Source organism: Lysobacter claricitrinus, from assembly GCF_045866565.1.
Taxonomy (GTDB): domain Bacteria; phylum Pseudomonadota; class Gammaproteobacteria; order Xanthomonadales; family Xanthomonadaceae; genus Cognatilysobacter; species Cognatilysobacter claricitrinus.
In genome coordinates, this window is the sequence record NZ_BAAFZV010000001.1 from 614,687 (window position 1) to 628,568 (window position 13,882).

General features: G+C 68.8%; 7 protein-coding genes. 2 read left to right on the plus strand and 5 right to left on the minus strand.

Translation table 11 applies throughout. The features are described 5' to 3' along the window. The 3 genes from wrbA to ACKTTN_RS02650 all read right to left on the minus strand — a co-directional run bounded on the left by wrbA (window position 1) and on the right by ACKTTN_RS02650 (window position 10,262). Entirely contained in the window at window positions 1–600 is a 600-nt protein-coding gene (wrbA, locus tag ACKTTN_RS02640; protein WP_407908321.1) for an NAD(P)H:quinone oxidoreductase, read from the minus strand. A 177-nt stretch (window positions 601–777) separates the two neighbouring features. Further along, window positions 778–4,308 (minus strand): hypothetical protein, encoded by a 3,531-nt coding sequence (locus ACKTTN_RS02645; protein ID WP_407908322.1) that lies wholly within the window; start codon window positions 4,306–4,308, stop codon window positions 778–780. A gap of 14 nt (window positions 4,309–4,322) precedes the next feature. Next, complete coding sequence (locus tag ACKTTN_RS02650; protein WP_407908323.1) at window positions 4,323–10,262, minus strand: Ig-like domain-containing protein; 5,940 nt, start codon at window positions 10,260–10,262, stop codon at window positions 4,323–4,325. A gap of 636 nt (window positions 10,263–10,898) precedes the next feature. Here ACKTTN_RS02650 and ACKTTN_RS02655 point away from each other — a divergent pair. Further along, window positions 10,899–11,468 (plus strand): OmpO family porin, encoded by a 570-nt coding sequence (locus tag ACKTTN_RS02655; RefSeq protein ID WP_407908324.1) that lies wholly within the window; start codon window positions 10,899–10,901, stop codon window positions 11,466–11,468. Between the two features lie 180 nt (window positions 11,469–11,648). Beyond that, window positions 11,649–12,224, plus strand: a complete 576-nt coding sequence (locus tag ACKTTN_RS02660; protein WP_407908325.1) for a hypothetical protein — start codon at window positions 11,649–11,651, stop codon at window positions 12,222–12,224. A gap of 64 nt (window positions 12,225–12,288) precedes the next feature. Here the strand turns inward: ACKTTN_RS02660 and ACKTTN_RS02665 are convergent, their stop codons facing one another. After that, window positions 12,289–13,344, minus strand: a complete 1,056-nt coding sequence (locus ACKTTN_RS02665) for an NAD(P)H-dependent glycerol-3-phosphate dehydrogenase (protein ID WP_407908326.1) — start codon at window positions 13,342–13,344, stop codon at window positions 12,289–12,291. Window positions 13,345–13,351: 7 nt separating this feature from the next. Then, window positions 13,352–13,867 carry a protein-export chaperone SecB gene (gene secB / locus ACKTTN_RS02670; protein WP_407908327.1) on the minus strand — a complete coding sequence of 172 codons (516 nt, stop codon included), beginning with the start codon at window positions 13,865–13,867 and terminating at the stop codon, window positions 13,352–13,354. Window positions 13,868–13,882: the final 15 nt, after the last annotated feature.

Here is a 13,882-nt window from a genome sequence, read left to right on the forward strand (position 1 = left end):
TCAACCGAATACCTTCTTGGCGAGCGTCGCGACCTCGCGGCCCTGGAAACGTGCGCCGTCGAGTTCGTTCTGCGACGGTTGCCGCGAACCATCGCCACCCGCGATGGTGGTCGCGCCATAGGGCGCGCCGCCGGTGACTTCGTCCAGCCGCATCTGCCCCTGGAAGCTGTAGGGCAGGCCGACGCAGACCATGCCGAGGTGTAGCAGGTTGGTGAGGATGGAGAACAGCGTCGTCTCCTGCCCGCCGTGCTGCGTGGCGGTCGACGCGAACGCCGCGCCGATCTTGCCGTTGAGCGCGCCCTTCGCCCACAGCCCGCCGGTCTGGTCGAGGAAGTTCGCCATCTGCGAGGTCATGCGCCCGTAGCGCGTTCCGCTGCCGATAATGATCGCGTCGTAGTTCGGCAACTCGTCCACCTTCGCAATGGGCGCCGGCTGGTCGAGCTTGTAATGCGAGCTCTTCGCGACGTCGTCCGGCACCAGTTCCGGCACGCGGCGGATGTCGACCTGCGCGCCGGCTTCGCGCGCACCTTCGGCGATCGCGTTCGCCATCGTTTCGATGTGGCCATAGGCCGAGTAGTAGAGAACAAGCACCTTGGCCATCGTCGCGCTCCGCAATGAAAACGCGATTGGGCGGCCGGGTGCGTCAGCGCAGTGTTCAAGCGGCGCTGCCGACGGCACGCGATCGCCAACGACGCTCAGGTGACTGCGAAGCCGCAAGGAAAAACGCCGCCGGAATTTCCGGCGGCGCGACATCGAGGGAGACCGCCCGCCGGGCGATCAATAGAAGCCGGCGAGATTCAGGAACACACCGTGGTGGTCGTACTCGAGGTCGGTGAGGTCGTCGCTGAAGTCGGTGAAGTTGTAGCCGACGCCGATCTTGAAGTTGTCACCGAGCTGTCGGTCCACGCCGATCAGGCCGCCGTGGCGCGTGCCGCCATCGCGCACGTCAAGTCGACGCAGTTCCGCGAGAGCGTCCCAGTTCTTCGGCAGGTGGTAGCGCAACTGCATCGCCGAGAAATCCGCGCGGCTGTCGAGCCATTGGCCGACGCCGCGTCCCATGCGGTAGTCGCCCCAGCGGCTGGCGAGCTTGGGCGCCAGGCTCCAGCGATCGCCCAGCTGCACGACGCCTTCCAGCGAAACCACCTGCGAACGCTGGTCGTACTGCGCGCCGCCGTCCTGGCCGAGCGTGGCGAGGTCGAGCAGGTACGTGTACTTGCCGAACATCGCGTAACGCGTGGTGTCGTGCGGGCGCCATGCGAAGCCCAGGTTGCTCTCGGCCAGGCGCGCGCCCGCGGCGGCATTCAGCGCATCGTCCGTGTCGGCGTAGTTCACGCGCGCGGCGATGCGCCAGTCCTCGTTGACGCGATACAGCAGGCGGTTGGTCGTCACCCATTGCGTGCGCTGCTCGGCGCCGCTGTCGCGACGGTATTCGAGCTTGCTCGACCATTGCGTGCGCAGGTCGGTATGACCGGCGCTGACGCTGTAGGCGTTGCGATCGACATGGCCGGTGCTCGCATCGAGCGCGCCGTCCATCACCGTGAAGCCGAGTTGCCAGCCGTCGGCCGGATACAGGTCCATGCCGAGCGTATGGCTGACGCCGTCGTCGCCGTTCGCCGAGCGGATGCCCTGACTCTCGTTGTAGACGTTGACGCGATTCGAGACACGCCAGCGCTGGCCGAGCGTCCAACCGTTGGCGAGCACGCGGTCGAACTCGCTCGCGACGCGCGATGCGGTGGTGTCGGTGCTGTACGTATACGCGCCGTAGACCGAGTGGTCGTCGCCCAGGCGATATTCGCCGTTGACCTGCGCGGCGTGGCCGCGGCTGCCGTCGCTGAGTTCCGCACCGACGTTCGAGCCGTTGCCGAACAGGTACTTCGCGCCGGCGGTGACGCGGTTGTTGCTGGCGTAGCCGCCGTCCTCGCCGAAGCTCGCCTGCCCGCTGCCGTACAGCTCGAGCGACGAACCGACGCGCCGGCGGTATTCGAGCGCGGCGAGCAACGCCTTCTGGTCGGCGCCGGCGCCCTGCTCGCGAACGCGACGCAGCTCCATGCCCAGCTGGTCGACATCGGTGGGGCGCCACGTGCCGGTGAGCTGGGCATCCTCGAGCGTGGAGGCGCCGCGCTCGACGCGCGACACGCGACCGAACAGATCGAAGCGCTCACCGACTTGCCCGGAGAACTCCGCACCGGCCTCCGTTGTCGGTGACGCGGTGTCGAAACGCGCGACGGAGAAGCCGGCGTCGACGTCACGCCACCACGCGCCCACGCTCCAGTCGCGCGCGGTCCAGCCGAGTTCCTTGAGGTTGGCGCGCGCATCGACTGCGCTCGCCGTGCCCGACCGTTCGGCCGCCACCGGATTGCGCACGACGAACCCGAGCCCGCCGTTGTCCGAATAGAACACCGGTGCCGCAGTCGAATCGCTGCGATGCTGTTCGAGCTTGAGGTAGGTACCGCGGCCCGCCTGCAACGTAAGGTCGCCGCCGAGCAGGCGGTAATCGTCGCCGTCGCGGTTTTCGTCGACGTAGGTGCCGCCGATGGCGAGGTGGTCGCCCATCCACTGTTTTGCGCGCACGCCGGTGCTGGCATGGCCCGCATCGAAACCCGCCGGGATGTATTCGTAGTCGGCGAGCAGGACCTGCTCCAAGCCGTCGAGCGGCATGTCGCGGGTCAGCGTGTGCACGTTCTCGCGCGTGATCTGCGCAAGCGGACGCTCGAGGATGATGCGGCCCTGCAGCTCGTCGATGTCGTAGTCGGCGCCGCGCTGCAGGTCGACGCGCGCCTCGGTAAGGCCCGTGCGTGCGTCGCGGACTTCCAGCACGACGTGGTCCGAACCCGGCAGCAGGTCGGTGTGGCGCAGGTAGTAGAGCGAGCCGCCGGTACCGAGGAACTCGCTGTGGCCCGGCGCGCTCTGCGCCTCGCTGCCGAACGCGCGCAACGTGGTGCGCGGCTCGCCCAGCGGCGTGCTGCCGCGCGAGACGTAATTCAGCGCCGCCCCGTACAGCGAACGCTGGTACTGGCCGTACTCGGTGCCGGTGAAGCCGGTCGAGAAATTGCCCCACAGCGCCTGGCTGCGATCCCAGTCGACGCGTACGTAGAGCTTGCCCTGCGTGTCGACGTCGCGCGTGGTGGTGGAGTCGTCGCCGTACACCGGGTAGTACGCATCGGGGTCGAGGCGACGGAAGACGTCGGTCGGCGTCGCGTCGAGGAAACCGTCGAACAGATGGTCGAGTTCGCGCTCCTGCGTATCGGCCTGCGCGGTGACGAGGTATTTCCCCTTCACCTTGCCCTTGAGATAGAACGCGAGGCGACCGTCCTTGATGAAGCCGTCGTCGAACTTCTCATCGCCGGCAAGGGGCTCGATGTGATCGTTGCCGCCCGACTTCGACAGCGTGACGTCGGCGAGGGCGACCAGGAACAGATAGCGGCCGGTGACGTCGACGGTGAGCGGCGCGGACGGCGCGGCGACGTCGTTCGCACCGGTCGACAGCGCGTAGCGATGCGTGCCGACCGGCTCGAGGAATTCGGCGACGAACGTGCCGTCCTGCGCGACCGGGAACGGCTGCCCGTTGATGGACAGCGCGGCGCCGCGCGGAACGTCGCGACCGAACAGCCGCACGCGCGAACCGTGGATCGCGATGGTCTGGCTGCGCAGGCCGTTGTCGGCCGATGTGGCCGCCTGCAGCTGCAGCGACTGCGCCGCATCGCCCGAGTCCAGCGCGCCGCGGCTGCGCTCGACCTGCGCGCGCACCGACTGCACGCCGCGCGCATATTCGTCGCGCGTGACGAGCTGGATCAGCTGCGGATAGGTTTCATCGACGCCGCCATCGCGACCGTAGGCACGCGTGACGTAACGCAGCGAATCGCCCGCATGCAGCACGACATTCGACGGCAGCGCGCCATCCCATTCGCCCTGCACGGTGGCGCCGGGTGCGAGCGCGATCGTCGCGAGCGGCGTGACGAGGTCGTCGTCGTTCGCGCGATAGACCGACACCTCGATGCGTTCGACGAACGCCGCGTAGTTGGTCGCACCCTGAAAGCGCAGCGGGCCGACGACATGGCCGTTGTCGAACGCCGCGGTGGGCGCCGACATGACCGAAAGGCGCGGCGCAGTCAGCGTCGGATCTTCGATCGCCCACACCACGCTGCCATTCGGCAACGTGGCGACACTGCGGCCGGCCGGCACGATCGCCGGCGCGTTGGCTACGGACATCGACGCCGTGTCGGCCGCCTGCGCGGCGGCCATCGGCGCCGCGCCGGTGTACAGGATGCCGATCAGCGCGAGATCGAGCAGTTTCATCTTGAAGGTCATGGCGTGCTCGTGTCTCAGCGCGTGGCGGTGCCGGCGTCGCTGCCCGCGGGCAGCGTCACGCCGAAGTCGAAGCGCACCGGCAGGCCCGGCGTGATGCGACGGACCAGGGGGTTCGAGGTGGTGAACGTGCTGCCCGGCGGCAACGTGGCGGCGTCGACCTTCAGCACGAAGTTGCTGCCGCGCAGCGCGTTCTGCGGCTGCACGCCGGCGACGTGGAAACGTCCGTGCACGTCGGTCTCGATGACGAGGCCTTCGACCGACGCCATCCGCACGCCGGGCAGGCCGGGCTCGCCGTCCTGCTGCACGCCGTCGCGATTCGTGTCGACGAACACCGTGCCGAGGATCAGCGCGTCGTCCATGGTCGGATCGCCTTCGACGGTGACGTCGGCGGTGGCCGTGTTCGACACCGCGGTGCCGGTCGCATCGATCGCGCTCACCGCGTTGGTGTGCGTGCCACGGCCGACGCCCGCGCCGACGCGCAACACGTAGACGATCGTCGCGCGACCGCCCACCGGAACATCCACGCCGTTGATGCGGATCGGCTGCACGCCGGCGAGCACGAAACGGTCATCGGCGTCATCGACCGCCAGCGAACCCTCGACGTAGGTGAAGCCCGCCGGCGGCGTGTCGATGACGGTCGCATTGTTCGCCGGCGAGATGCCGGTGTTCTCGACGACCACCGTGTAGCGCACGAGATCACCGACGTGGACGCCACGCGCGGGAACCGTCTTCACCAGGCGCAGCTGCGGCGCCTGCATCGCGACGCCCACCGTCACCTGCGCGACGTCGCAGACCGGCGTGGGTGCCGAGCGGTCACAGATGCGATAGCGGAAGCTGACCGTGCCGAAGAACAGGCGGTCCGGCGTGAACGTGATCGTGCCGTTCGGGTTGACCACGACGGTGCCGTTGGACGGCGGCGTCACGACCTGCACCGACGACGGATCCAGCGGCGCACCGCCACCGTTGATCGTCGTGCGCATCGGATCGATCACCACCGGACCGGTCTGCGGCGTACTCAATGCCTGGTCGATCGCGTCGACCGCGTTCGGCGTCACCAGCAGCGCGGCGGTCGCCGTGGCGCACACCGTCGGGTTGACGATGTCACACAGGCGATACGTGAAGGCATCGACGCCGCTGTAGTTGCTCGCAGGCGCGTAAGTGACCACGCCGTTCGCGCCCACTGTCGTGGTGCCGTGCTGCGGGGCAACGGTCACGGTGATGGTGACTGCGGTGGACGCGACGGTGCCGCCGGCCATCGTGTCGTTGGCGAGCACGCTCATCGCGAGCGGCGTGTTCTGCGACGTGGTGCCGACGTCGTTGGTCGCGGCCAGCGCGGGCGCGACCACGTCGATGCTGGCGGTGGCGGTGTCGCAGTTGGCGGGATTGAGCTGCTCGCACAGGCGGTAGGTCACGATGTACGTGCCCGCCGGTGTGCCTGCGGCGACGGCGACCGCACCGGTCGACACGCTGAGCGTGACGTTCGCGTTGGTGGTCGACACCTGCGCCAGCGTCGCGTTCGACACGGTGGCGGTTGCACCGTTGAGCAGGTCGTTGCCGAGAACGTTGAGCACGTTCGCGTTGCCGGCCACGCCGTTGACGTTCGAGGCGGCGTCGTCCACCGCGTCGATCGCGGCGGCGGACACCACCACCGTCACCGTCGCGCTGTCGCAGTTGGACGGGTTGAGCTGCTGGCAGATGCGGTAGACCAGCGTGTACGTGCCGGCCGGGGTACCGGCGGCGACGTTCACGGCGCCGGTCGCGACGTCCAGCGCGATCGCCGGGTTCGACGTCGACTGCTGCGTGAGCGTGACCGTCGCGAGCGAAGGCGCCGCGATGCCCAACGTGTCGTTGGCGAGGACGTTCGCCATGGCCACGCCGCCCGTTGCACCGGTGATCGGCGACGGCGCGTCGTCGTTCGCGGCGATCACGGCGGCCGACACGATGATGCTGACGGTCGCGGTATCGCAGTTGGTGGGATTGAGCTGCTCGCACACCGTGTACGTCAGCGGATACGTGCCGGCCGGCGTGTTCGCGGCGACATCGACGGTGCCGTTGGCGTTCACCGAGAGCGGGCCGTTGCCCGACGGAGTGACCGTTGCGATCGATGCGGTGGCCGGCGCTGCGCCGATGGTGTCGTTGCCGAGCACGTTCACGACGCCGGTGGCGCCCGCGCTGCCCTCGATCGGCCCCGCGGCGTCGTTGACGGCGTTCACCACCGCGGCGCTGACCGTCACGGTGACGGTGCCGGTCTGGCAGTTGGACGGGTTGATCGCTTCGCAGACGCGGTACACCAGCGTGTAGGTGCCCGCGGGCGTGCCGGGCGCGACGACGACGGCGCCGGTCGCGATGTCGAGCGTCACGTTCGGTTGCGTGGTCGACACCTGCGCCAGCGTCGCGTTCGACGGCGTGGCGGCGCCGCCGTTGAGCGTGTCGTTGGCGAGCACGCCGGCGACCGCGGTCGCACCGGTCTGGCCGTTCGCGCTGCCAGCGTCGTTGCTGGCGACGAGCGCCGCGGAGGTGACCGTGACCGTCGCGGTCGCGGTGTCGCAGTTGCCCGCGTTCGCGGTTTCGCAGATGCGATAGACGATCGTGTACGTCGCCGACGGTGTTCCAGCGGCGACGGTGACGGCGCCCGTCGTCGTGTCGAGCGCGACGTTCGCGTTCGAGGCCGGCGTAACCACCGACAGCGTCACGTTGCCGACGGTCGCCGCGCCGCTGTCGAAGTTGTCGTTGCCGAGCACGTTGGCGATCGCGCTACCGCCCGACGCGCCGCCGGTGCTGCCGGCGTCGTCGATCGCAGCGATCGGCAGCGCGAGCACCGGCACGGCCGGCGCCGTTGCCGAGTCGTTGCTCGCATCGGTGTCGATGGCGAACGTGGAGGCGGTGACCGACGCGGTCGCCGCGGCGATCGTCGACGGCGTGGTCGTCGGCGCCGTGCCGCTGACCAGGATGGTGATGCTGCCGCCGACCGGTACGGTGATGCCGACATTGATGTCGCCCGCGCCACTGGCGACGTCGCAGCCGCTGGCGCAGGTCCACGTCGCGCCGCCGAGCTGGGGCGGCATCGTCTCGAGCAGCGTCGCGCCCGGCACCGACGACGGTCCGTTGTTGCTGACGGTGATCGTGTAGGTGACCTGCGAGCCCGCGCTCGCCGGGGTGCCGCTGGTGAGTACATGCGTGACGGCGAGGTCCATCGCCGCCATCGCGGTGCCGCCGTTGCCGGTGGTGTCGGTGTTGTTGCCCGGCGTCGGATCGTTTTCGGTGGCGCTGACCGCGGCGGCGTTGTCGAACGTGCCGGCCAGCGGCTGCGCGGTGACGTTGATCGTCGCGCTGGCGCCCGAGGCCAGCGACGCGATGGTGCAGGGCAGCGCCGCACAGCCCGCGCCGCTGACGTTGGTGATCGTCAGGTTGGTCGGCGTGTCGGTGACCTGCACGTTGGTCGCGGTCGCCGGACCGGCGTTGCTCACGACCAGCGTGTACTGCAGGTCCTGGCCTTCGTGGTACGTACCAGTGGTGACGAGCGTCTTGCTGATCGAGACGTCGGCGCCGGCATTGACGGTGAACGATGCGGTCGCCGTGTTGTTCGTCGGATCCGGATCCACCGGCGTCGCGCTCGCCGTGGCGGTATCGGCGAATGCATCGCCGTCCGCCGCACTGTTGGGAATGCGCGCGACCAGCGTGAACGTCGCGCTCGCGCCCGCAGCCAGGCTGGCCGTCGTCGCGCTGATCGTGCCATTCGTACCGGCGGCCGGTGTCGTGGCGCTCCAGCCCGCGGGCGCGGCGAGCGAAACAAACGTCATGCCGGCGGGCAGCGGGTTCGACAACGCGGTCGACGTCGCGGCACCGGCGCCGTTGTTGGTGACAACGATGGTGTAGGTGACCGTCTGCCCGGGATAGTGCGCGCCACCGGAGACAGCGTTGGTCACCGCGAGATCCGCCGGCGTCGCCACGCTGCTGACGACCGGGCCGGCGCTGTTGTTGGCAGGCGTCGGGTCGCTCACGCCCGCGGGCATCGCGACCGACGCGCTGTTGCTCAGCGAGGTCGGCGACGCCGGCGTCGTGCCGTCGATGGTGAAGGTGACGCTGCCGCCGGACGGAAGCGTCGGGATCGCGAGCGCATTGAGCGTGGTCAGGCCCGTCGTCGACGGACACACCGCGCCACCCGCGGCGACGCAGCTGATCGACACGCCGGTGAGGCCCGCCGGCACGTTGTCGGTGACCTTCGCGCCATCGGCGCTGTCGGGCCCCGCGCTGCTGACCACGATCGTGTAGCGGATCGGCGCGCTGGTGCCGACGTTCGCCGGGCCTGCCTTGGTGATCGCGACGTCCGCCGCGTTGGTGACCGTGAACACGGACTGCGGCGTGTTGCCGGAGCCGGCGATGCCGCTCGTGTTGCTCACGTAGTTGACGTTCGCGACGTTCGACAACGACGCGCCGTTCGCGACCGGATCGATCTTGACCTTGAAGCGCACGGTGGTGCTCTCCGCCGGCGCGATCGCGCCGCCGGTGGTCGCGCCGGCGGCGTAGCCGACGCGGAACGTCACCGTGCGCGTGCCCGCGACGTAGTCCGCCTGGTCGTCGCCGGTGGCGTCCGTCATCGCGCCGGCGTTCGCGCCGCTCGTGATCTCGAGCGAACCGGGGACGTAACTCACGCCCACGGGCAGCGGATCACTGATGCGCGTGTTGTTGGAGTTGTCGTTGCCGCGGTTGGTGAGCGCGATCGTGTAGGTGACGATGTCGCCGGGATGGAAGCTGGTCGTGCCGTTGTCGTTGGTCGCGGTCTTGGTGAACGAGGTGACGATTTCCGGCTCGAACACGTCGGTCGCCAACGTGATCACGCCGGGGTAGTTGACGTCGTTCGCACTCGCGTGGAATCGCGCGATCGCGCCCGTCGCGCTGTGCGGCAACGGCGTGTTCGGCTTGACGTTGTCGATGTCGACGCCGAGCAGGTTGGTGTACGCCGGCGTGCGACCCGCGGTGACGTTCGCGCCCTGGTAGGAAATCGAGCTGTTCCAGACGTCGGCCTGCGGATTCACCGCGTCGGAGACCGGGAACAGGTTCGACGTGTCCACGCCGAACAGCAGCGACGCGGCGCCGCCGGCGTCGTCGTTCTGGCCGCGGTCGCCGTCGTAGACGACCAGGCCGATGTTGCTGTTCACCGTGCCGGCCGGTGGCGTGTAGAAGCCGTTGATCGCGATGTCGAGCTGGGTGGTGGTGCCATTGCCGGCCTGCAGGCCGTCGAACACGGACAGGTTGCGCAGCTGCGCACCGGCCTTCTGGTAGGCGACGACGAGCGTCCAGCCGGACCAGTTGCCCGATGCCGCGGTCTGGCCGATGTTGCCGACCGTGTACGCACCGTTGCCCGCGGCCGACACCGTCGACGTGACGTCGGCGAACGACTGGTAGGTCGAGCCGATCGCGTCGGTGACGCTTGCCGTGACGGTGGAGTAGCCGCCGCCCGGCGCTTTCAGTCGCACCGTCGTGCGTGCCGATGCGGTGGCCTGCACCGCACCCCAGTACAGGCCGGCGAACAGCACGTTCGAACCTGCCGGCAGGTTGAGCGTCGCGATGCTCGAGTTGGTGTTGGTGCCGTCCGCGTCGACGTTGACCGCCGCCATCGCGAAGCCGTTGTTGCGACCGTTCGCGCCGGCCTGCACGGCCGCGCAGGTCGCGCCGTCGTCCGTCGAGGTCGAACCCGCGGGGCACGTCAGGTTGACGTTGCCGATCAGCACGACGTCGCCTTCGATGTTCAGCGACGGCGCGCCCACCACCGGGAAGCGCCGCGCGAACGCGCGCTGTGCATGGGCGTCGGGCAGTGTCGCCAGGGTGGCGACGCCGACCAGCAAGGTGACGGCCAGCGTGCGCGTGGGCGCAAGCATCGTGGCGAGCCGCACCATCCAGCCGCCATCGCGGGTCGTCGCACGCGCGGCGCGCGATCCTGTGAACTTGATCATCGGGTCTGCACTCGGTGTCACCGCCGACACGCGGGTCGGCTTCGGGTCATGGCGAAGGGGCGGCCGGGCTTGGAACGCCGCGCCTCCCCAGGTCCGCAGACCGTGCGCGGCCGGGTCGGACCTCACGGTCGACCCGATAGGCGTTCCCGGGGGCAGGCCCGCGGGGCCGGCGGACGCCGGACGCTCGGCGACCTAAGGCAGCTTCCGTGCCAAACCGGTCACGGTTCGCGTGTGGCCGGGTTCAAAAGTGGCCGCGGTAGCGCCGTACGCATGCGCATCGCCTTGTTTTCACGTGGTTTTTACATCCACGGACAGGCTGGCGGCGGCGACCGCGCCGGGCCGTCAGGCGTAAGTGTCGGAAAACATGTCGGATTTCGCCCGACACGCAGCGCGTCGTTGTTCGGCAGCGAACGACACGGTGCGACGGCAGAACATGACGCAGTGCGTCATCACTTGTGAGGCGAGTCACATACGTGACGGCGGGCGCGCCGGCGACCGGCACAGTTGCCGAAAAGTTCCTAAACCGAACGGTTCACTATTAAGGGCGCGTTCGGCTTCATTCGGGATACTGCCCACCCACCGGCCGCTCGAGCCGGGCGTTCGACCCAGAAGAACAAATTCCTAGGACCAGACCCCATGAAGCGCACCCTGCTCGCCCTGACCCTGCTCGCCGCCCTCCCGTTCGCTGCTTCCGCGGCCGAAGGCGTGTCCTACAACTACGTCGAGGGTGGCTACACCCGCGTCGACGCCGGCCACACCGGCACCAACAACGACGCCGACGGCTGGGCCCTGAATGGCTCCGGCGCGATCAACCCGAACTTCCACGTGTTCGGCGGTTATTCGAAGGTCGACATCAGCGATACCGACGTCAGCCTCGACCAGTGGCGCCTGGGCGTCGGCTACAACCGCGAGATCAACCCGAAGCTCGACCTCGTCACCCGCGTCGCCTACGAGAAGTTCGACGCCGGCCAGGGCGTCGATGGCAACGGCTACAGCGTCGAAGCCGGCGTGCGCGGCGCGATCAACCCGAACTTCGAGGCCTATGCGATGGCCGGCTACGAGGACTACCAGGACTTCGACGGCGACTTCTACGGTCGCGTTGGCGCCCAGGTGAAGTTCAACCCGACCTGGGGCATCAATGCCGACGTGAAGTTCGCCGACGGCGGCGACACCCAGTGGTTCGTGGGCCCGCGCATCTCGTTCTGACGCACCGCGTTCCAATCACGAGTCGAGTCTTCTCTCTCTCCCCACGATTCGTGAGTGCAAAAGCCCGGCTCCGGCCGGGCTTTTTTTGTGACACTTACGTGACGATCTGGTGAATTTTCCGTTAGGATGCGCGCCCGACCGGCAGCCCCGGCGGGTTTCAGAACGCATCAGGAAGACTTAATGAACAAGAAGATCGTCATGGCGGCCCTCGTCGCTCTCGCCCCGCTCGCCGCGCCGGCCGCGGAACTCAGCTACACCTACGTCGAAGCGGGCTACAGCCATGCCGACGTCAGCGGCCTGAACCTGCACGGCTTCGCCCTGAAGGGCTCGGCCGACTTCGGCCGCGGCTTCTACGGCGCGTTCGGTGGCCACCAGGACAGCTACGACAGCGACAACAAGCTCGCGCCGGCCGAGATCACCCTCGGCTACCACAAGGCGATCGGCGGCAATACCGACTTCGTCGGTGAAGCCAGCTACGTCGGCGTCAACTCGACCGTGCTCGGCACCGACTACCACAACGACGGCTACCGCGTGGCCGCGGGCGTGCGTTCGGCCGTTGGCGACAAGGTGGAACTGGGCGCCAAGCTCACGTACACGGGCGTCGAGAACATGGATCAGGCGGTCGGCGTGACGCTGTCGGGCCAGTTCAAGTTCAACGCGACCTGGGGCCTGGTGGCCGAGTACCGCTACAAGGAACTGAACTTCCTCGGCGACGACGGCGACAGCTACCAGGTCGGCGTGCGCGCCAGCTTCTGATCGTAGTCGCGTCACGAAAAAGCCCGGCATTCGCCGGGCTTTTTTTTGCCGGTGGCCTGTCGAATCAACCGAACAGATCGGTTGGATATTCCGGTTTCTGCTCCCGCGCCAGCAACTGGCGCAAACCGTCCGATGGCGTGAGCTGACCGTGCAGCACCGCGCGCACCGCGCTCGAAATCGGCAATTCGACGCCGGCGCGTTCGGCCTGCCGCATCACTTCGTCTGCGGTCTGCACCGATTCGACGACCTGCCCGATCTCGCGCACGGCGTCGGCGATCGACTGCCCTCGCCCGAGCGCGAGGCCGAGGCGCCGGTTACGCGACAGGTCTCCCGTGCAGGTCAGCACCAGGTCGCCGAGGCCGGCTAGGCCCATCAGCGTTTCCGCCTTGCCGCCGAGTGCCTGGTTTAGGCGCAGCATCTCGTTGAGCCCGCGGGTGATCAGGCCGGCACGCGCGTTGAGGCCAAGCTGCATGCCATCAGCGACGCCCGTCGCCACCGCGAGCACGTTCTTCATCGCGCCGCCGAGTTCCGCGCCGAGCATGTCGTCGCCGGTGTACGCACGGAACGCCGGGCCGTGCAGCGCTTCGGCAACGCTCTGGGCGAAGTCCGCGTCGTCGGAATGCACGGTCAGCGCGGTCGGCAGGCCCTGCGCGACTTCCCTGGCGAACGACGGACCGGTGACGACGGCCAGCGGCACGTCCGCGCCGAGCACTTCGGCCGCGACCTCGTGCAGGAAGCGCCCGCTGCCGGGCTCGAAGCCCTTGGTGGCCCACGCCACGCCCGCGTTCGGCGGCCGATGCGGCGCGAGCGAACGCAGGGTTTCGGCGAATGCGTGCGACGGCACGACGACGAGGACAAGGTCGGCGTCGCGCAGTGCGGACGCCATGTCGACGGTCGCCCGCAGGTTCGCGGGCAACGCGACGCCCGGCAGGTAGCGGGGGTTTTCGTGCGTGGCGTCGATCGCCTGCACGACGTCGACGTCGCGGCCCCAGAGGGCCACGACCTCGTCGTTGCGGGCCATCAGCGCGGCGAGCGCGGTGCCCCAGGAGCCCGCACCAAGCACCGCGACGCGCCGGGGCGCGCGCGGATCATCAGCGCGGTCCGCTTCGGACGCCACCATCGCCGGATCAGGCGTTGCCGGCGGCCTCGGACGACTCGAGACCCTGCGTCATGCGCTGGCGCAGGCCCTCGGCGTACAGGCCTTCGAAGTTCAGCGGCTGCAGCAGGAACGGCGGGAAGCCGCCGGCCTGGATCAGGTCCGAGATCAGCTGGCGCGCGTACGGATACAGCGCGTTCGGGCAGTGCGTGCCGAGCATGGCATCGAGCGTCTGTGCGTCGAAACCGGCGAGGCCGAACACGCCGGCCTGCTTCACTTCGGCGAGGTAGAGCGGCTTGTCGTCGGCCAGGCAGGTCAGGGTGATGCCGAGCACGACCTCGAAGGCCGCGTCGTTGAGACGCGTGACCTGCTGGTTGAGGTTCATCTGCAGCTGCGGCTGCGTCTGCTCGTTGAACACGGCGGGCGCGCCCGGCACTTCGAAGGACACGTCCTTGACGTAGATCTTCTCGACGGTGAAGGACGGACCGGTGGCCTCGGCGGCGTCGGTGGCGCCGAACTCGGCGTCGTTCTGGATCTCATCAGTCATGGCGCGTGCTCCGGC